Origin of the sequence: Clostridium sp. FP1, assembly GCF_011065975.2 — a bacterium.
Classification (GTDB): Bacteria; Bacillota; Clostridia; order Clostridiales; family Clostridiaceae; genus Clostridium_AD; species Clostridium_AD tagluense.
In genome coordinates, this window is sequence record NZ_JAAMNJ020000001.1 from 667,127 (window position 1) to 688,327 (window position 21,201).

At 32.9% G+C, this 21,201-nt stretch carries 13 protein-coding genes and 1 rRNA gene; all 14 read left to right on the forward strand.

Annotated elements, in window-relative coordinates:
* Positions 1–10 precede the first annotated feature (10 nt).
* The 14 genes from G9F70_RS03400 to G9F70_RS03465 all read left to right on the forward strand — a co-directional run bounded on the left by G9F70_RS03400 (position 11) and on the right by G9F70_RS03465 (position 20,952).
* Entirely contained in the window at positions 11–1,315 is a 1,305-nt protein-coding gene (locus G9F70_RS03400; protein WP_164945251.1) for a recombinase family protein, read from the forward strand.
* Between the two features lie 2 nt (positions 1,316–1,317).
* Positions 1,318–2,907 (forward strand): recombinase family protein, encoded by a 1,590-nt coding sequence (locus tag G9F70_RS03405; protein ID WP_164945252.1) that lies wholly within the window; start codon positions 1,318–1,320, stop codon positions 2,905–2,907.
* Positions 2,908–3,068: 161 nt separating this feature from the next.
* Positions 3,069–3,323 (forward strand): hypothetical protein, encoded by a 255-nt coding sequence (locus tag G9F70_RS03410; protein WP_187352984.1) that lies wholly within the window; start codon positions 3,069–3,071, stop codon positions 3,321–3,323.
* 563 nt (positions 3,324–3,886) lie between these two features.
* Complete coding sequence (locus G9F70_RS03415) at positions 3,887–5,698, forward strand: 50S ribosome-binding GTPase (RefSeq protein WP_164945253.1); 1,812 nt, start codon at positions 3,887–3,889, stop codon at positions 5,696–5,698.
* A 354-nt stretch (positions 5,699–6,052) separates the two neighbouring features.
* On the forward strand, positions 6,053–7,213 hold the full coding sequence (locus G9F70_RS03420) for an AAA family ATPase (protein ID WP_164945254.1): 1,161 nt from the start codon (positions 6,053–6,055) through the stop codon (positions 7,211–7,213).
* On the forward strand, positions 7,200–7,793 hold the full coding sequence (locus tag G9F70_RS03425) for a retron system putative HNH endonuclease (RefSeq protein ID WP_164945255.1): 594 nt from the start codon (positions 7,200–7,202) through the stop codon (positions 7,791–7,793). Before G9F70_RS03420 ends, G9F70_RS03425 begins: the two co-directional genes overlap by 14 nt.
* A gap of 949 nt (positions 7,794–8,742) precedes the next feature.
* Entirely contained in the window at positions 8,743–10,251 is a 1,509-nt protein-coding gene (locus tag G9F70_RS03430; protein WP_164945256.1) for a 4Fe-4S dicluster domain-containing protein, read from the forward strand.
* A gap of 839 nt (positions 10,252–11,090) precedes the next feature.
* Positions 11,091–11,645: a TetR/AcrR family transcriptional regulator gene (locus G9F70_RS03435; protein WP_164945257.1), complete on the forward strand. Its 555-nt coding sequence runs from the start codon at positions 11,091–11,093 to the stop codon at positions 11,643–11,645.
* A gap of 145 nt (positions 11,646–11,790) precedes the next feature.
* Positions 11,791–13,590, forward strand: coding sequence for an oleate hydratase (locus tag G9F70_RS03440; protein WP_164945258.1), 1,800 nt, complete (start codon positions 11,791–11,793; stop codon positions 13,588–13,590).
* A gap of 430 nt (positions 13,591–14,020) precedes the next feature.
* The gene (locus G9F70_RS03445) at positions 14,021–15,466 is read left to right on the forward strand and encodes an esterase/lipase family protein (protein ID WP_164945259.1); all 1,446 of its coding nucleotides are present in this window, start codon (positions 14,021–14,023) and stop codon (positions 15,464–15,466) included.
* A gap of 238 nt (positions 15,467–15,704) precedes the next feature.
* Positions 15,705–16,553, forward strand: coding sequence for a sialate O-acetylesterase (locus tag G9F70_RS03450; RefSeq protein ID WP_164945260.1), 849 nt, complete (start codon positions 15,705–15,707; stop codon positions 16,551–16,553).
* 63 nt (positions 16,554–16,616) lie between these two features.
* Positions 16,617–17,138, forward strand: a complete 522-nt coding sequence (locus tag G9F70_RS03455) for a PadR family transcriptional regulator (RefSeq protein WP_164945261.1) — start codon at positions 16,617–16,619, stop codon at positions 17,136–17,138.
* Positions 17,139–17,521: 383 nt separating this feature from the next.
* Entirely contained in the window at positions 17,522–18,901 is a 1,380-nt protein-coding gene (radA, locus tag G9F70_RS03460; RefSeq protein ID WP_164945262.1) for a DNA repair protein RadA, read from the forward strand.
* A 532-nt stretch (positions 18,902–19,433) separates the two neighbouring features.
* Positions 19,434–20,952: ribosomal RNA gene (locus G9F70_RS03465) — 16S ribosomal RNA — on the forward strand.
* Positions 20,953–21,201 lie beyond the last annotated feature (249 nt).

Genomic DNA, 21,201 nt, shown 5'->3' on the forward strand with positions numbered 1-21,201 from the left:
GGGTGATATAATGCTACGAAATATTAGGGAAATAGAGCCTTTAGTACAAAAAATGCCTGCTAAAAAACGTGTAGTAGCTTATGCAAGAGTATCAAGTGGCAAGGATGCAATGCTGCATTCACTTTCAGCACAAATTAGTTATTACAGTGAATTAATACAAAATCATAGAGGATGGGAGTATGTAGGTGTTTATGCGGATGAAGCAATTACAGGAACTAAAGAAATTAGAGCAGAATTGCAGAGACTTTTAAGTGATTGTAGAAATAGTAAAATCGATATGATTATTACAAAATCTATATCTAGATTTGCAAGGAACACGGTTACTATGCTGGAAACAGTACGAGAGCTAAAGGGGATAAATGTAGAAGTTTATTTTGAAAAGGAAAATATACACAGTCTTAGCGGGGATGGTGAGCTTATGCTTACTATCCTCGCTTCTTTTGCGCAGGAGGAAAGCCGGTCAGTCAGTGAAAATTGCAAATGGCGTATTCGCAAAGATTTTGCTGATGGAAAACTTGTAAACCTACGATTTATGTATGGATATCGAATTGAAAAGGGTAAAATTGAAATTAATAAGTCAGAGGCAGAAATTGTCTGCATGATTCTTGAAGATTATGTAAGTGGTAAAGGCTTAAGATCGATTGCAAAAAAGCTTCGAGAAATGAATGTTAAGAAACCTCGAGGAGGAGCTTGGAGTGCAGTGAGAGTTGGTGAAATTATTAAAAATGAAAAATATGCAGGTAATGCTCTGCTTCAAAAAAAGTATGTAAAAGACCATTTAACAAAGACCTTAGTTTTGAACAAAGGTAATCTTCCACAATACTATGCAGAAGGTACTCATCCACCAATTATTGATTTAGACATTTTCCAAAAAGCTCAAGAAATTTTAAGTAGAAAAAGAGAACAATATTCAGGAAAAAATAAAGTATGTAAATATACTTTCACTAGTAAGATAGTGTGTGGTATATGTGGAAAAAAGTATGGACATAAAAATAACCAAGGAAGAATTTCATGGAATTGTTCCACTTACTTAAAATATGGAAAGGATAGTTGTCCTTCTAAGCAAATACCCGAGGAGATTTTGTATAAGGTGACAACAGAAGTTTTAGGACTTTCAAAGTTTGATGAAGCTTACTTTGCAGAGAAGATAAAGGAAATACAAGTTCCTGAGCCTAAGAATCTAATATTTGTTTTCCACGATGGTTCTACTGTTAAAAAGGAATGGAGGTATAAATCACGCAGTGAAAGCTGGAGTGGGGCAGCACGTCAAAAGGCAAGAGAATGCAGTCTTAAAAAGTTAGAAAGGAGGAGTTAGTTTTGGAAGTAGCAAGAGCAGTAAGGGTAATACCACCAACAACTGGTCGATTTGCACCAGTAACTATAGGAGAAGTCACCATGAAACGTGTAGCTGCTTATGCAAGGGTTTCTACAGATAATGATGAACAGCTCTCAAGCTTTGATACACAAATGGATTACTATACAAAGCATATTAAATCAAATCCCGCTTGGGCTTTTGTTGAAGTCTACACCGATGAGGGGATTTCAGCAACCAGCACAAAAAAGCGAGATGGTTTTAATAGAATGATTTCTGATGGACTGAATGGTAAGATTGACCTTATAATAACAAAGTCAGTTAGTCGTTTTGCTAGGAATACCGTTGATAGACTTACCACTGTTAGGAAGCTTAAGGAAAACGGTGTAGAGATATATTTTGAAAAAGAAAATATATATACAATGGACAGCAAAGGAGAATTACTAATTACCATAATGTCTAGCTTGGCCCAAGAAGAAAGCCGTAGTATTTCAGAAAATGTTACATGGGGCCAGCGCAAGAGGTTTGCTGATGGTAAAGTAAGCTTGCCCTATGGACAGTTTCTTGGTTATGAAAAAGGTGAAGATGGGATACCCAAAATTGTGGAAAAGCAGGCCTCAGTTGCTAGGCTGATTTATAAATTATTTCTTGAGGGCAAGACACCACCAGGAATTGCAAAGCATTTGACCACAAATAAAATTCCAACTCCAGCAGGTAAGGAAGTTTGGCAGCAAAGTACAGTACTGAGTATTCTTAAAAATGAAAAGTATAAAGGTGATGCCATGCTTCAAAAAACCTTTACGGTGGATTTTCTTACCAAGAAAAAGAAAATTAATGAGGGAGAAATTCCACAGTATTATGTTGAAAATAGCCATCCTGCAATTATCACTCCAGAGGTGTTTGACCTGGTTCAGCATGAGTTTAAAAAACGTAAAAACGTCAAGGGTTATAAAACAGGCGGAGGCTGCTTTTCAGGAAAAATCGTCTGTGGGGAGTGCGGTAGCTTCTATGGGAGTAAGGTGTGGCATTCCACTAGTATATACCGCAGGGTGGTATGGCAATGCAATGCTAAATTCAAAAACGATAAAAAGTGTAGCACACCTCATATGTACGAGGATAAAATAAAACAAGCTTTCATTGAAGCTTTTAACAGCCTACTTGAGAATAAAGAAGAAATCCTCCAAGGTTATGAATCTATAATTCAAGTCTTGACTGATACTTCAAAGCTTGATAGGGAAAGTGTAAAGCTACAGAGTGAAATTGATGTGGTTGCTGGACTGCTTCAAAAGTGTGTGGAGGAAAATGCTCATAGTGCTTTAGACCAAGCAGAGTATGAAGAAAGGTATAAGGCTTTAGCAGAGCGGTATGAGGATATAAAAAAGGGACTTGAAGGGATAAATGAAAAGCGATTAGAGAGAAGTGCTAAGCATGAGAGCATTGTAGCTTTTATTAAAGAGATAGAGCAAAGGGAAGGCTTGGTTACAGAGTTTGATGAGGAACTTTGGAATGCCACCATTGAGAAAGTATTGGTGCATTCGGAAGAGAAGATAACTTTTACATTTAAAGACGGTATGGAATTAGAATGGAATATATAGAGTAAACAGAAGAATTAATATCATAAATAATTATAATCATCAATCCTTATAATTTTAGACGTGTCTAAATTGATCTTACACTTTTATAAAATTCAATGCTTTACAAAGTTAGAATTAAAGCCATTATGTTTAATTTATAAGTTTAAAAAGTGTAAGATTTTATGTGTTGTTATGCATATAACAATAAACAGAAAAAGAGGAAGGACATTAATTCTAATTATGAATATTGTGAAAAAGAGCTTATTAGTAGCACAGGTAATAAGAAATATTGTAGTCATGATTATTACATAAGAGATAGATTTTGGAGAAAAGAAGATGCAACAGAAGTGACGAAAAAGCTTTTGAAGGGGGAGAAGCTGGGAAGAATGCCTAAGTGGTTGAGAGATAGGTTTAAAGAAGGTGACAGAAACAATTAAAGAGGTAAATAGAAAAAGAGTTTAGAGTAAGAAAATACTAAGAGTAGATAAGCTTTTTAGAATGAAGAAAATTTTTGAAGAATATAGTAGAAATATATGTTTTTGTGTATAATTGACATTGAAGGATAGGTTTCTAGATTAAGTTAAAGCTTTTATGAAATTAATATGAAAATAACAAGGGAGATGAAAATGCTAAAAGGCTATAATGTTATAGTTTTATTTAATGTTTATAAATATAAAATACGCATATTCAAAAAACATATTTATTTTAAAAATGGATAATTTTGTATATTGAAAATTGAACTATTAAAGATAGATTAAAAGCAGTTTATGGAGGCTAGAAGAAAAAACCTTAATTAATGGTAATGATATTAAATTAACTAATTTGATGGTGAAGGTGGTATTGAATATATTATGGAATATATCTATATGAATAAATTTGATATTTAATTTTAAATCGCAAATAAAGAAAATATTATAGTATTCTTAATTGAAATGTGAATAAAAAATAATTTGTTTTATGATGAACGATAGATAAAACAATAATGCAAGGAGGAAAACAAATGGGGTATAGATGTTTTGATAAAAAGGTTGAAATAGCAATAGTTGGAATTTCAAATTCGGGAAAATCTACTTTTATAGGTTCTTTATTTGATAATTTAACACGTGAAATATTACGTAAGATATCTATTGAAAATAAAGGCAAGGGTCAAACTAAAATACCAGTTCATTATAATTTAGATAAAAATTTTAGTGAAGATAGATTGGTATTGGAAAATATTAAATGGAATGAGGAATTGATACAAAAGGCTTTAGAGTCAGATGATGAAAAGTTTCAAGAGATATGTAAAGCTTGTAATCAGTTAGGTTTAAAGTGTAATGATTTTAAGGGTGAGCATGAACTAAATGAAAAATTAATTGAAATTCAAAATAGGATAGCTGATAATCTAATGATAGAAGAATTGTTTGAAACATATATAAATAATATCGGTATCTATAATACGGGAATAATAAATAGTATTATGTTAAAAGGTAAGCCATCTCCAACTGTTTTAAGATATATGGACAAGTTTGAATTTGAAAGTGTTGTACTTAGGGATACAAAGGGATTATTAGATGAAGAATTTGATAAACTTTTTGAAAAAAGAAGTTTAGAAATTGAAAAGGAAAAAAACACAAGTGAGGATAAGTACAAACTTTTAGCAGAAAGAGGATTGATTGGAGTTAATGCATGTATATTGATGAATGGACCGAATACTGGAATTCCTGATGGTGTTAAAGCATTATATTCATCTATATTTGAAATAGTGGCAAATAAAATGCCTACTTTTTTGGTAGAAAGAAGTAGTAATTTAAATGAAAAAATATTACAAATGCTTGATGATGATGATGAACTCACAGAAGAGACATATATTAACTTGTTAAAAAATAAATCAATAAGTAGATACAGCTTCAAAAATATGGATCGAACTCTTGAAGCTTTTGGTAAAAATGATGGAACGATATCTCAAGAATTAGTTAAAAGAAATTATCAGAGATTCTTACTTTCAGATATAGCGGATAGCTTAGAAATGCCTTGTGAAAATAAAGAAGCAGTCATAGAATACGAGAAATCGTATATATTTACTGTAAAAATGGTTATAAAGCAATTATTAGAATCTTTGTCAAATTTAAGAGATACAATAAGAGAAGCAAGTGAAGTCTTTGGTAATAACAAGAAAAAAATTCTTGAAGCATTCATTGAATCATATAAATTATATTTTTTAGATAATATAGCGTTATTTAACAATAAGAAATATGATTGTAGAATTGTATTATATAGGTACTGTGAAAGTATTGCTAAAAAAGTATTATCTTATAATTCTTTTAGTGGATATAGCGGAATGTTAGGAGTAAGAGGTGGGTTAACCTATTCTCTAGATAAAAAGGTAGATTCTATATCTTTGTTAAAATCTGGCAAGGTAATAATTGATACAATTTTAACTGAATTTGTATCGAATGGAACTATTGCACAACCATTGATTAAGTGTATTAATGAAATTTTTATTGATGATCTTCAAGTGAGAATGGCTATTGGAAATATTTACATATTACTTAATAATTATTTGGACAATGGATATTCTGAAGAGTTAATTACTGATGGTATTGGCAGAATTATAGATAGGACGAATTTAAAGGTCGCGTGTGATCATGTTAGAAACGAAAAAATAGGGACTACATCTTACTATAGTATTTTTAAAAAATATAGTGCTGGCAGAAATGAGTTATCTGTAGTATATGGGATTTTAAGAATATTATTATATAATTTTATAGATTCTTTAGATACTAGTTCAATATCAAGTGATATATTTGATGAGATGTTGAATGTTAAATAGTGCCATATATATTGTGAAATATTAATATAAAAAAGAAATAAGTCATAGGGCTTATTTCTTTTCATTTTTAATATTATCAAATTTATGATAAAATGATACTATAAAACTCAGATTATTTACAATGACTTTTATATTTGCAATATTTAATTTTTATACTTAAAAATCTATTGTTTTTTAATACATTAATCTAAAAATATAGATAACTATTCACAAACTCATGCAATATAAAGTTAAAAATCTCATAAAGCTATAAATTAACTTGTATTTTTATGCATTAAACGGAATATGAGATGAAAACAAGTGGAAGTATAATATTGAGTAAGTGGAATAATTTTTGAAAGGAGATGATAGGCTATGAAGATTGAAAAGATAAAGTTTCATAATCACGAAATACTTGGGGACTTAGAAGTTGATTTTCAAGATAAAAACGGAAAAAATTTAGACATCATTGTTTTTATTGGTGAAAATGGATCTGGTAAAACATCATTACTAAAAAGTATTTATAGTTCTTTTGGGGCAGGCAATACTAGATACGAAGAAGTTGAGGATTATAAAGTGAAATTAACATCATCATTATATACAATTATTGTAAGATTAGAAAATGGTGAATTAGCAACGTTACATCCAGATGTGAAAAATACATTTTTTACGATGGATTCAAAGGATCCTAAAGTTATATTTATGCCAGTAGAGATTAATTTTGAAAAGATAAATAAAGTTGATAATACATTTGATTTTATCCCAAAGTTTCAAAATATTATAGATCAAAATATGACCCAAAATATTCCTTCATTTATAGCTACTAAAATAAATAAAGAGATATTTAAAAATAGGAATAAGATTATAGGTGAAGTTATTGATAAGGTATGTGAAGATATTAATAGTATTTTTAAAATAATGGAATTGGATGTTAAATTAATTGGCTTATCAGAAACTAATGAGACAAAACCAGTGTTTAGAAATAGCTTGGGTAACGAATTTGATATTACAGGATTATCTTCTGGTGAAAAACAATTATTTTTAAGGGCATTATCATTAAAGTTTTTAGAAGTTAACAATTCTTTAATATTAATAGATGAACCAGAAATATCACTTCATCCTCAATGGCAAAAAAAAATAATTGAAGTATATAAGCGTATAGGAAATAATAATCAATTAATAATTGCAACACACTCGCCACATATTATTGGAGATATAGAATCAAAGCAATTAAGAATAATAAAAAGAGATAAAGATGGAATAAGTATAGTGGATAATAATGAAATCAGTGAAACATATGGTAAAAATGTAGGGGATATTCTAAGTACAACTATGAAAATTAATAGCTTGAGAAATGACGATATTACAAGAAAGCTTAATAGGTTATATGAACTATTAAATAATAATCAATATAAAAGTACAGAATTTAATGAAATTTTTGATTGCTTAAGATGCTATTTAGGAGAATTAGATAAGGATATAATGAGGATTAGATTAGATATCTCTATAAGGAATAGAAAAAATGTTAAAAGTTAATAAAGGGAACGAACCAGATTTCTTAGCGAGATATAAAAAAAAACACTCTCCTAAACAATGGAATGATTATGATAAGGATGATATAAGAAACAAAATCAAAGGAAATATTTTGAAATTAGAGCAAGAAGAGTATTGTCCATATTGTGAACAAAGAATACACAAAAATGATGATAGTCATATTGAGCATATAAAGCCAAGAGATATATATCCAAAAGAATTTCAAAATTATAGCAATTTACTAGTTTCATGTAACGAAAAAAATAGTTGTGGTAAGTATAAAGATAATAAATATGGTGAATGTTTTATCAATCTAGTAATAGATGACCCACAAGATTACTTTGATTATATTATTGCTAATGGAGAGATAACTCCAAGGATTAAAGCTGAAGATAGTATTGAATATAAAAAAGCAATTTATACAATTAATTTATTAAATCTAAACAGTAATGAATTGAAAAATGCTAGGGCAAATTTAATAGATATGTTAAGTGTTTATAAGGATAATAATAGAGAGTGTCTACAATTTTTCTTAGAAGATGGGAATAATTTCCCAAGTATTATTAAATTATGTATGGAATAAATGGAATTTGGTTAAATATTTTGATTCGATTAAAAAGTTGTAATTACTTTAGAGGTTTACAGGGGAAATTATGATGAGTATTCGCAATACGTACAATACTTTCTTGAGGATGGTCATGGTTTTCCAAGTTTAAATAATTACTACATAGAAGAATTAACGGAATAAAAATAGAACAATGGAGAGTAAAATCAAAATGGTGGATTTCACCCACCACGCTTCACCTCCACCAGTGAAACCTTCAACAGAAATGTAATGGATTTAATTTCTGATCCATTATATAACGGCATTGATTGAGTTTTCAGCGTTTTTCTTTTGTACAAAAGGATTTATAAGTGGGTGTGCACTTTTTAGCGGAAATCTCATACAATTTAGCGATAATAAAATTAATTACTTCATTAATATGGTCGCTAAATTGTATCAAAATTATAGTCATTAGACAGTGAAACCCTCGACGATATAAATGTATTGTCGGGGGTTTTATTATGTTTTAATGAATTTATATACATTATTATATTACTTTTAAACTTCCACTAATCTATTTTTCTATTCTGTTGTACAATAAGAATAACCTATAGTTTATTAGTAAAGGTATTCCTCAAGAAATTTATTTAGGTTTCCATCTGACATCCTGCATACTCCATATTTTGATTTATTAAGAACATGTGCAAATCTTAATTTTCCTAATATTAATGCTAATATAGAAGTACAGTCATGATAAAGTTATTTAGCAATTGCTTTAAATAAAAAAGAATTCCTAATCATGTGTTGAATCACAAATCTTTCACTTTTGAATGTGTTGGGGGTGGAAATTACTTTTGCAATTGAGGAACACTAAATAAGTAAAATAAATACATAAATAAAATTGACTAAATTGTTACCATATGATATTCTAACGAGGAATTTATATATTTGGAGTTTTTATAAATATTAAAACATAAAAGGAGTTACAATGAAATACGAATATAAAACACTTGCTGATATTAGACACAAAGTTTTTACGGCCGTAAGTAAGATGGCTTTTGAAGACAATTTAAAAGAAATAGAGAATATCCCATATGAGATCATTCCTGGAGATGTGGGTAAGTATAGAGAAAGTACATTTCTTGAAAGAGCAATAGTTAGTGAGCGAATCCGTTTGGCAATGGGACTAAATTTAAGACCAAGTGATAAATCAAGAGCAATTACGGAGGGACTAGAGGGGGCAACAAAACCTTCAAAATATTATGAACCGCCACTTGTAAATATTATAAAATTTGCTTGTAATTCTTGTCCAACAGATAGCTATGAAGTTACAAATATGTGCCGTGGCTGCCTAGCACACCCTTGTGTAGAAGTTTGTCCTAAAAGCGCAGTTAGTATAGCTAATGGGAAAAGTGTTATTAATCAGGAAAAATGTATAAAGTGTGGTTTATGTGCTAAAGTGTGTCCGTATTCAGCAATAATAAAACATGAGCGACCATGTGCCATGGCATGTGGGGTGGATGCAATATATACGGATGAATATGGCAGAGCATCAATAGATTATAATAAATGTGTTAGCTGTGGAATGTGTATGGTAAATTGTCCTTTTGGAGCAATATCTGATAAAAGCCAAATATTTCAACTAATTCAGGCAATTAATCAAAAGGAAGAAGTAATTGCAATTGTAGCTCCATCATATGTGGGGCAGTTTGGTAAAAATGTTGGATTTAATGATTTTAAAAGAGCAATGCTTATAATTGGATTTAAAGATGTTGTTGAAGTTGCAATTGGTGCAGATATTTGTACAATTGATGAGGCGAAAGATTTTATAGAAAATGTACCTGAAAAACTTTCATTTATGGCTACTTCATGCTGCCCTTCATGGTCTGTTATGGCTAAAAAATTATATCCTGAATATGCTGAAAATATATCGATGACTTTGACTCCAATGGTTTTTGCTGCTCGACTTGTGAGAGAAAAACATAAAGATGCAAAGATTGTTTTTGTTGGACCATGCAGCGCGAAAAAATTAGAAGCTTCCAGAAAAAGAGTAAAAAGTGAAGTGGATTTTGTAATTACATATGAGGAATTATCTGGAATATTGGAAGCCAAAGAAGTAGAAATAATTGGTACAGATAAGAGCCTGAGTAATGAAGCAACTGGTTCGGGAAGAGGCTTTGCTGTTGCAGGCGGAGTCGCTAAGGCTGTAGCTGATTTGATAAAAAAAGAACATCCAGGGCAAGAAGTGAAGATTAAAGCTGCGGATGGACTGAGAGAATGTAGGGAAATGTGTAATGATGCCATAAAAGGAAAGTATGATGGATATCTCCTTGAGGGAATGGCGTGTCCGGGTGGCTGTGTGGCTGGAGCTGGGTGTATTGTCAAACCTAACATATCCGGTGCTCAGGTTAAACAAGTGGCTAAAAATTCTGAACTGAAGATTTCAGATGAGTCTAAATATGCTGATAAACTTTACTTGTTAGATGAAAAAAATTAGAGGAAGAATAACGAAATCTTATTCCATCAAGATACAAGAAATTTTTAAAATAATTTAGAAAAATTAAAATTGCAGCTTTAATTGAAGAGGTTGTATAATAACTTATTTAATATTATTAACAATGATTTTGATTTCTGGTAACTTTGATATGGATTTTCTACTTTCTGATAAACAGATTATGAATATGTGGATGAGAACCATTCTGTTCATACGTGGGGAGTCGGAATTTCTCACTAATCTGTTCAAAAAATCAATAACCGATGTCTGGCTTGCTACTATGGGTCTTAAAGCAGAAATTCTATCTGAAGAAGATAAGGTTGACCTCCACTCTGAGTCGATTGGCAGCGACAGTAAGATAGATGCAATATTAATCTTACATACCCCCTTTAATCCAGGGGGTATATCTTTACGCAAAATTAATATTTCTGTGTTTCAGTATCACTTTACTGCCCAAACACATGTGGGGTGCTGTTCGCTACTAACCAGAAAAAAATAGAGGTGCGATAATTAAAAAAGGTAGCAAAACTTTGTAATAAGGTTTTGCTATCTTTTTTATTTGGCATTATTTAAAATATGGTTTTCAACTTAAATAGGTATAAAAGCGAAAAATATACATGTGGAATAATGATAGAATAATGTAAATAGATTATATTATAGGTATTCATGAGTTTGAAGTTACAGTATGCCTATAATGTGAGTGCGACACGTTGCTAATTTAAAAGATTAGCCATTAACCGTAAGGTTAAGAGAACTGGATTCTTAGCCTAAATGTATAGAACTACACATCAGCTTAAAGTATAATGTCTTATGTATACCGACAATTAAGGGAGGTTATTACTTTGCATAATGAGACGAAAGCTTTACTAGCAAATGCTTTAATAGTTATGCTACAAAAAAGGCCAATCGACAAAATAACTGTAAAGGATCTTGTTGATGAATGTGGATTGACGCGACAGACTTTCTATAACCATTTTTATGATATATATGAACTTGTTGAATGGATTTACTTACAGGCTGCTGAAAAATCACTTGCAGAAAATAAGGATTATGATACCTGGCAGCGGGGCTTTTATCAGGTGCTGATCTCCATTCGTGATAATAAAGTTCTAATGCAAAACACCTATCGATCTACTAATCGGGATTCATTAGAAAAATATATGTACACTGTAATCTATGATCAGATTATTGCTGTAGTGGAACGGCAAGCCCTTGGAATGTCTGTTGATCAGAAACACAAAAATTTTATTGCACATTTTTATAGTCTAGCTTTTATAGCACTCATTTTTGAGTGGATAAAGGATGGGATGAAAGAAAAACCAGAAGAAATAGTAGAGCAAACGGGTGTATTAATAAAAGGTGATTTTGAAAAAGCATTGAAAAAATACGCAAAGTAATCATAATTTACAAATAAGGGGGAGTGTAAAAAATGTTTACATTCCCCCTTATTTGTAAATTGTTTTAATAATCCTCATGACTTATATTATATACAAGACGATGTCTTACAAATAAAATATAAAGATGAAAGAGGGTTACATTATTATGAATATTTACACAACTATGTATCATCCTCACACGCCAGCGGGGATTAATGGACGTAAAGCTCATATCGTAGGAGGAGGTATTGCCGGACTTGCTACTGCAGCTTTTTTGATTGACGATGCCAAGATGTCTGGAAAGAATATCACCATTTATGAAAAGAAACCAGTCATGGGCGGTTCAATGGACGGAATTAGAAACGAACAAGGCTATCTTTGCCGTGGTGAGCGTGAACTTGAACCATATATGGAGTGTCTCTGGTATCTGTGCAGCAAAATACCTTCTCTAGAAAACGAAGGACGTACCGTGCTTGACGATATCGTAGACTTCAACAGGGATGAACCTATTCATACCGAGTCCCGCGTTATCATAAATCAGGGCGAGATAGACAGCCACTATCATGAATATAAACTTGATCCAAAATATGTTGCAGCTATGAACAAGATTGTTGATTCATCCGAAGAAGAGCTTGCCGATAAGAGGCTTGATGAGTTCTTTGACGAAGCTTTCTTTAAGACTAACTTTTGGACTTGCTTCCACAGTCAGCTAGCTTTTAAGCACTACCACAGTGCTATTGAGTGCAGACGTTACTGGCAGAGATTTACATTCGTTAACCGTCATGAATATCTGGAGGGATTTATCCATACAAAATATAACGAGTATGATGCTATTATTCTCCCAGTTGAAAGATGGCTCATTGACAAGGGCGTAAACTATGTTAATAACTGCTCAGTATATGATTTAGATATGGATGCTCACTGCAATACGGTACAAGCTATCCTAATGCACCAGAATGGCGCCGAAAAGACCGTACGTGTCGGCGTTGAAGATTTAGTGTTTGTAACGAATGGCTCAATAAGCGAAAACAGCTGCTTTGGTGACAACAAGACTATTGCGCCTACAAACCGCGACACAAAAGACATGGGCACCTTTACTATCTGGCAGAACCTTGCCAAAAAAGACGAAAAATTTGGTTACCCAGAAAAATTCCTCGGTGATATCGACAGAACAAAATGGCTTTCTTTCTTCCCAACTGTCAAGGGCTATCCTGAGTTCTTTAAAAAAATTGAAGAGATGTCCGGAAGCCCAGCAGGCACCGGCGGCCTGATGACATTCAAGGATTCCAATTGGGATATATCCTTTGAAATGCATCACAAGCCTTTCTTCCCGTATCAGGCTGATGATGAAGAAGTCGGCTGGGGCTATGGCCTGTATGGTGAGAACATCGGCAACTATATTAAAAAGCCTATGTGCGACTGCACTGGTGATGAGATACTGACAGAGCTTCTCTATCATCTTGGAATGCTTGATATTAAAGACGAAGTTCTAGCTCATACTTATATGTCTACTGCCATGATGCCTTATGTTACAAGTCAGTTTATGCCACGTAAGGTAAGTGATCGCCCAAAAGTTGTACCTGATGGATGCACTAATTTAGCATTCTTAGGTCAGTTTGTCGAGGTCGATGATGATGTTGTATTCACAGTTGAGACTTCCGTTCGTACTGGACTTGAGGGGGTTTATAAACTTCTAAATTTGGATAAGGATATCATTGAGGTCAATCCTTCCCGCTTCGATGTTCGTTACATAATCGAACGTGCAAAGAAGTTCAATGGAATAAAGGGTGCTGTTAAGGAAGAAGATCTGCCAAATGTTGATCCAGCAATGCTTCCTGCATTCAAGAAAGCGGTTGTTAACAAGATCAACAGCATACCACCGTATTATCAGATGTATCTCGGACGTGACAAAACTGTGCCATTAAAAGATTCAGTTCTTCACCCCGGAGCACCACTGAGTAAATAAGTATAAATCAGATGTATAATAGAAAATAATATATTTAAAGATTCTTTGAAAAACTTGTTCAGATGTTTTAATTGTAATTCTGAATAAAAGTGACTTTATAGATTTCATGTAAAAATTGATTTAAGGGCTTCCTTTTAGAAAAGCATGATACTTATTAGTTCAAAACGAAATTGAAAGCTCTTTTGGGGTAAAGATTAGTAAAGTGAATATGACTTCTATGCCTAGCTTTATATCATTGAATATATTTAACTTACTAGTTGTTAGACAGTGAAATCCTCGACTTAGGTCGGGGTTTTTTTCTATGGGTTTATTTTAGTTGTATCAACAATAGGACTATTGGTTTTAATTGCTAAACATGGTATAGTAAAACTATTTAAGAAACCGTTATATTTAATTAATAAGATTGAGAATTAAAGGGTGGATATAAAGTATGATAGCATTTATAATAACTACTGTCTTATCAATACTAATAATTAATATCATATGCTTAGATATTAATGACAAGATACATTTACTGCATAAAAGTTTCATGAGTATATACTTTATTTTTGCCCCTCACATTGTTTTGTTAGCATATTTTTTTAGCGAACATACTAAATTTGGACAAGATAAAGTTATATGCAAATGGATTATTTTACTTCAAATAATTCTTTTTACTTTTTATATTATGTTAAAAGTAAATATAGTTCCATATACCAAGAAACAAATTGTTAACATTAGATTAAAGGTAATGTTAGGTGGCAAATCTCTTGTTCTCTATGGACTGTATGTAGCATTTATTCAAATCTTAATATACATAATAGGGTTTAAAGCAATAAAAGACTCCGTTATTCCTAATAATATCGTTGTAATAGATATTATTATTATGGTATTGACTACTATTACTTTACTTACAAATGGAATGTTACGAATCTTATGTACTTCAAGAAGGTTAAGTATATTAAAAAGATATATAGTAGCCGGTATGGTCTTTATTCCAATTATAAATATTTTTATAATGTTGTATGCTTGTCATATTGCAAAAATAGAATATGATCATGAGTGTTATAAGGTAATTAATAATGAAGCACGTGTTGACTTAGATGTATGTAAAACAAAATATCCTCTTGTGTTAGTTCATGGTGTTGGATTTAGGGATTTAAAATACATTAATTATTGGGGAAGAATACCTAAGGAATTGATTCGTAATGGAGCAACAGTTTATTATGGAAATCAAGAAGCTTGGGGAACTGTGGAATGTAATGCGCATGATATTAGAGATAAAATTCTTGATATTGTTAAAGCAACAGGATGTGAAAAGGTAAATATCATAGCACATTCAAAAGGTGGACTCGACGCACGTTATATGATTAGTAAGTTAGAGATGGGGAAATATGTTGCATCGCTAACAATGGTGTCATCACCTCATAGAGGATGTAAGTTTGTTGATATTGCTTGCAATATGCCTGATAAGATTTATAAAGCTATCGCAAGATTATCTGATAAATATTTTAAGATTTTGGGTGATAAAAACCCTGACTTTTATACTGCAAGTAGACAATTTTCAACTTATCATAGTAAAAAATTTAATGAAGGCGTGAAAGATGTAGATGGAGTGTATTATCAAAGTTACGCAACTGTAGTAAAAAATATGTTTAGTGATTATATAGTGACCATTCCTTATATTTTAGTGAAGCTAACGGAAGGTGAAAATGATGGTTTAGTATCTATTAATTCTGCTAAGTGGGGAGAATTTCAAGGTGTGCTACAAAATAAACATAGGCGTGGAATTTCTCATGGAGATATTATAGATTTAAGAAGAGATGATTATAAAGGATTTGATGTAATAGAAAAATATGTAGAGATTGTATCAAAGCTTAAAAATAAAGGCTATTAAATAATCGCTTTATATAATAAATTGTCATTTAGAATTTTTGTGGATTAGCTTTACTTTAGAAAAAAATATAGTTGACAATTAGTCTAATTAGACTATAATATTTAATTGTTATTAGTCTAATTAGACTATGGCTGTAATGGCTAAAAAATCAAATAAATAAGCAAGTAACTATTTAACATTTATTGAGGACTGGAAACATTTCTTCATAAATATTAAATAAAAAGAAAGGATGAAAAAAATGGTTAAATCATTTTTAATGTTAGGACAGTCGAATATGGCTGGAAGAGGGTTTATTCATGAAGTAACCCCTATTTATAATGAAAGAATACAAATGTTGCGCAATGGTAGATGGCAAATGATGACTGAGCCTATCAATTATGACCGTCCTGTTTCAGGAATAAGTCTGGCCGGTTCATTTGCGGATGCATGGTGTCGTCAAAATCAAGAAGATACTATTGGCTTAATTCCTTGTGCTGAAGGTGGAAGCTCACTGGATGAATGGGCCGTAGACGAAGCACTTTTTAGACATGCAATAACTGAATCTAAATTTGCTATGCAAAGTAGTGAGTTAACAGGAATTCTATGGCATCAAGGAGAAAGTGATAGTATCAATGGTAACTACAAAGTCTATTACAAAAAATTGCTTTTAATTATTGAGGCTCTTAGAAAGGAGTTGAATGCTCCAGATATTCCATTCATTATCGGCGGTTTAGGAGATTATTTAGGCAAAGAAGGATTTGGAAAAAGCTGTACTGAATATAACTTTATTAATCAAGAGTTACAAAAATTCGCTTTTGAACAAGATAATTGTTACTTTGTCACAGCATCAGATTTAACTTCTAATCCTGATGGTATTCATATTGATGCAATTTCTCAAAGAAAATTTGGTTTACGATATTTTGAAGCCTTTTCTAATAAGCAACATTTATTGAAGCCATTAATTAATGAAAATGAGTTGATAAATCTTAATCATGCTAGAACACATACCAAAGCAGAAAAGATGTATATAAAAATTATGGATTTGGCATTAGGAAAAATATCATATGATGAATTTGAATCTCAACTCATACAAATCAAAAATAGTTAAACTTTATAATTATGGAATAGCTATTAGCATAATTTTGATGAAGAATATAAAGGAGGTGGGTTTTTGATACCATTACTAATTTTAGGTTTATTAAAACAAAACCCAGGTTCTTACGGATACGAATTATTAGCCTTAATGGAAGAGAGACACTATAAATATATAGTAAATTTCACTAAAGGGTCATTCTATTATAATCTTCAACAATTAGAAGAAAAACAGCATATCGAAAAAGTTGACAAATTAGAAAATATTAGAGATACACATAATTATATCATCACTGAACTAGGAGATAAAGAATTTCAAAAATTGATGTACAAGTATGGCTCTAAGACAGAGTATATAAATTTATCTTTTTATGTAGCAATGCTATTTACTAATGAATATAAAAGTGAGGAGCTAACAAAACTAATAGAAATACAAATCGAACAAACTAAAAAGAAAATTTTTTTATTAGAACAATCTCTTGAGCATTATGAAACTACCCTTAGTTATTTTAGAAGAATGTTGGAAAATTCACTTTCTCATCATTTAGTAAATGTTCAATGGTTTGAAGGACTGTTAAAAGATATAAGAAATGAAAATTAATGAATGTGTATTTTTTAACTTTTAGGATAACCTGAAACCGAAAAAAAGGTAGTTTCAAAAATTGCTAAAGGAATTATTACGATTATTAGGATATTATATAGTAGAAGAGATTGGCTAAATTTATTATAGATAAAACCACTAACAGGGAGTTAAATTCCCTGTTTTTTCTTGCATTAAAACAGTTGTGTTGACTGTAAAAATGATTTGTTGTTATAATTGAAGTAATAAAGTTATTTCATTGCTTTTAGAGCAATGCAAAAACTAAGAGGATAGTTGGTCATATTGATCTAAATTAATGAAAAAAAATAATATGTCTTAATCAATATATTGCAACAAAATAAATGATTGAATAGATGATGACGATAATAAGGAGATGTATTTAATTGGCTAAAGATAAAAAAGTTTACATTTGTAAAGGATGTGGGTCACAATCACCAAAATGGATGGGGAAATGTAACGATTGTGGTGACTGGAATACATATGAAGAAAAAATAGTTAAGGCAAGCTCTATTAAATCTAACTCAAGTAGAATGGTAATAACAACTAACCCAACAAAACTAAGAGCAATTGTACAATCTAACAGCGACAGGATAGTTACAGGAGTTTCAGAATTTGATAGAGTTATGGGTGGTGGAATAGTTAGAGATAGTATAAGCATAATTTCAGCACCTCCTGGGATGGGCAAGTCAACCCTTTTACTGCAACTCGCAAATTCTCTGTCTTTAAAAGGATATAAAATTTTATATGCATCTGGAGAGGAAAGCAATAGTCAAATTAAAAATAGAGCTGACCGTACGGTAAAAGAAATAGCTGATAATTTCTGGGTAGTTTCTGATACTAAGTTAGATGAAATATTACAACATATAGAAACAGTTGATGCAGACTTAATAATACTTGACAGTATTCAAACATTTACGTTAGAAGAATATTCAAGTTCGAGAGCTGGATCTCCTACTCAAGTAATTGAATGTGCCACAGCTTTAAAGGATGAAGCAAAGAATCCAGATAGACCAAGAGCTGTATTCCTCGTTGGCCAAATGACAAAGGCTGATGAGATGGCGGGTCCTCGAATATTAGAGCATTTAGTGGATACCGTATTGTACATAGAGGGAGAAGATGGAGAAGAACTGAAACATTTAATTAGCAAAAAGAATAGATATGGTGACACTTCTGAGAGCGGACTATTTCGCATGTCAGAAATAGGGATGGAAGAAATAGCTGACCCGTCCGAGTTTTTTATGACCAAAAGGGAAGAGGCAGTTCCAGGGAGTGCTTTAGCCGTTATAAAGGATGGTACAAGACCAATTGTTGTAGAGGTAGAGAGCCTTGTATCTAAGTCTTTTACTCCTTATCCAAGTAGACTAAGTGAGTGTTTTGCAAGGAAGGAACAACTAGGGACTCTTATCTCAATTCTTGAGGAAAGGGGAGGAGTAGGACTTTATGATAAAAATGTTATTATAAAAGCAACAGGTGGTCTTAAGTTAACTGAAACATCAGTAAATCTTGCTGTAGTGATGAGTATTGCATCCTCCGCATTAAACCATGGAATATCTACTGATACAGTTTTTATAGGAGAGCTTGGTCTTACTGGTGAATTAAAAAAAGTACCATCATTAGAGCAAAGATTAAAGGAAGTAGATAGAATGGGTTTTAAAAAGGCATATATACCGATGAATTGTTTGAAAACAGGAGTTAAATTTAAGAACATAAAGGTTATTCCTTGTAAGAAATTAATAGATGTTATTGAAAAGGAAATCAAATAGTAGCAAATATAGTGTAGCTAATTAGATAGTATTCTACAATACATTTCTATATAGATATAAAACGATGAGTAAAGTTAAAGTATCCTGTCTAGAGGTGTAATATGTATATTATCTTTCTCTTACTGATTAGCTTTAGCTAATTTAAAGTGGAGACTTGTGAGGTTTTTAAATATATAAAGTACAAATAGATGATAATTACTTAACCACGAGTATCGTAATGCGAAATATTGAATTATTTGTACGTATATGTAGGGATGTGAAGATAATCTAGCTAGATAACTTATTGGCTGAAATCATGCTATTATTTATATGATAAAATACTCCTTGTCGTCACATGATGGCAAGCAAGTTGGTCTTTGAAAATTAAACAGAGAAATAGGTAAAATAGCGAAATAATATTTCGCTTGACCAGTTAATTACTTTAGATAAAAAAAGTAATTTTAGTCGTAAGACTAAAAAGTATGTAATGAGCTTGCTAACCAGCTTAACAGTGGTTGCAGATTATTCATTTCAAATAAAAAGTGTAAACTTTTAAATTGAGAGTTTGATCCTGGCTCAGGACGAACGCTGGCGGCGTGCCTAACACATGCAAGTCGAGCGATGAAACCCTTCGGGGTGGATTAGCGGCGGACGGGTGAGTAACACGTGGGTAACCTGCCTCAAAGAGGGGAATAGCCTCCCGAAAGGGAGATTAATACCGCATAATATGTTTTGATCGCATGATTGAAACATCAAAGGAATTTTCTTTTAGAGAATTCCACTTTGAGATGGACCCGCGGCGCATTAGCTAGTTGGTGAGGTAACGGCCCACCAAGGCAACGATGCGTAGCCGACCTGAGAGGGTGATCGGCCACATTGGAACTGAGACACGGTCCAGACTCCTACGGGAGGCAGCAGTGGGGAATATTGCGCAATGGGGGAAACCCTGACGCAGCAACGCCGCGTGAATGATGAAGGCCTTCGGGTTGTAAAGTTCTGTCTTCTGGGACGATAATGACGGTACCAGAGGAGGAAGCCACGGCTAACTACGTGCCAGCAGCCGCGGTAATACGTAGGTGGCAAGCGTTGTCCGGATTTACTGGGCGTAAAGGATGCGTAGGCGGACATTTAAGTCAGATGTGAAATACCCGAGCTTAACTTGGGTGCTGCATTTGAAACTGGGTGTCTAGAGTGCAGGAGAGGTAAGTGGAATTCCTAGTGTAGCGGTGAAATGCGTAGAGATTAGGAAGAACACCAGTGGCGAAGGCGACTTACTGGACTGTAACTGACGCTGAGGCATGAAAGCGTGGGGAGCAAACAGGATTAGATACCCTGGTAGTCCACGCCGTAAACGATGAATACTAGGTGTCGGGGGTCGAACCTCGGTGCCGCAGTTAACACAATAAGTATTCCGCCTGGGGAGTACGATCGCAAGATTAAAACTCAAAGGAATTGACGGGGGCCCGCACAAGCAGCGGAGCATGTGGTTTAATTCGAAGCAACGCGAAGAACCTTACCTAGACTTGACATCCCCTGCATAACCCAGAGATGGGCGAAGTCCTTCGGGACAGGGTGACAGGTGGTGCATGGTTGTCGTCAGCTCGTGTCGTGAGATGTTGGGTTAAGTCCCGCAACGAGCGCAACCCTTATCATTAGTTGCTACCATTTAGTTGAGCACTCTAGTGAGACTGCCCGGGTTAACCGGGAGGAAGGTGGGGATGACGTCAAATCATCATGCCCCTTATGTCTAGGGCTACACACGTGCTACAATGGTGAGTACAAAGAGATGCAAGACCGCAAGGTGGAGCCAAACTCAAAAACTCATCCCAGTTCGGATTGTAGGCTGCAACTCGCCTACATGAAGCCGGAGTTGCTAGTAATCGCGAATCAGCATGTCGCGGTGAATACGTTCCCGGGCCTTGTACACACCGCCCGTCACACCATGAGAGTTGGTAACACCCGAAGTCCGTGAGGTAACCGTAAGGAGCCAGCGGCCGAAGGTGGGATTGATGATTGGGGTGAAGTCGTAACAAGGTAGCCGTAGGAGAACCTGCGGCTGGATCACCTCCTTTCTAGGGAGTAGATGCAAAGACTTCGGTCAATGCAACAAGAAGAATTTAATTATTCTTCAAAAATGTCTACTGTAATTACTCGTAACCTATTCTCTGTTTAATTTTGAGAGACTAATCTTAGTTAACTCTTTGGAGTTGACTAATAGATAGTTTTTCTAAAAATGTTCTTTGAAAATTGCACAGTGAAATTAAAGTTGTTTTAATAAGTTAAAGCCATGTAAGTGGTGTATAGATGAATTTAATACAATT

Excerpts from the sequence above, each read along its gene's own strand:
- G9F70_RS03440 (WP_164945258.1), top strand. The coding sequence starts at position 11,791 with ATGAATATTTACACAACTATGTATCATCCTCACACGCCAGCGGGGATT.
- G9F70_RS03430 (WP_164945256.1), top strand. The coding sequence starts at position 8,743 with ATGAAATACGAATATAAAACACTTGCTGATATTAGACACAAAGTTTTT.
- G9F70_RS03410 (WP_187352984.1), top strand. The coding sequence starts at position 3,069 with ATGTGTTGTTATGCATATAACAATAAACAGAAAAAGAGGAAGGACATT.
- G9F70_RS03450 (WP_164945260.1), top strand. The coding sequence starts at position 15,705 with ATGGTTAAATCATTTTTAATGTTAGGACAGTCGAATATGGCTGGAAGA.
- G9F70_RS03425 (WP_164945255.1), top strand. The coding sequence starts at position 7,200 with ATGTTAAAAGTTAATAAAGGGAACGAACCAGATTTCTTAGCGAGATAT.
- G9F70_RS03400 (WP_164945251.1), top strand. The coding sequence starts at position 11 with ATGCTACGAAATATTAGGGAAATAGAGCCTTTAGTACAAAAAATGCCT.
- G9F70_RS03420 (WP_164945254.1), top strand. The coding sequence starts at position 6,053 with ATGAAGATTGAAAAGATAAAGTTTCATAATCACGAAATACTTGGGGAC.
- G9F70_RS03445 (WP_164945259.1), top strand. The coding sequence starts at position 14,021 with ATGATAGCATTTATAATAACTACTGTCTTATCAATACTAATAATTAAT.
- G9F70_RS03415 (WP_164945253.1), top strand. The coding sequence starts at position 3,887 with ATGGGGTATAGATGTTTTGATAAAAAGGTTGAAATAGCAATAGTTGGA.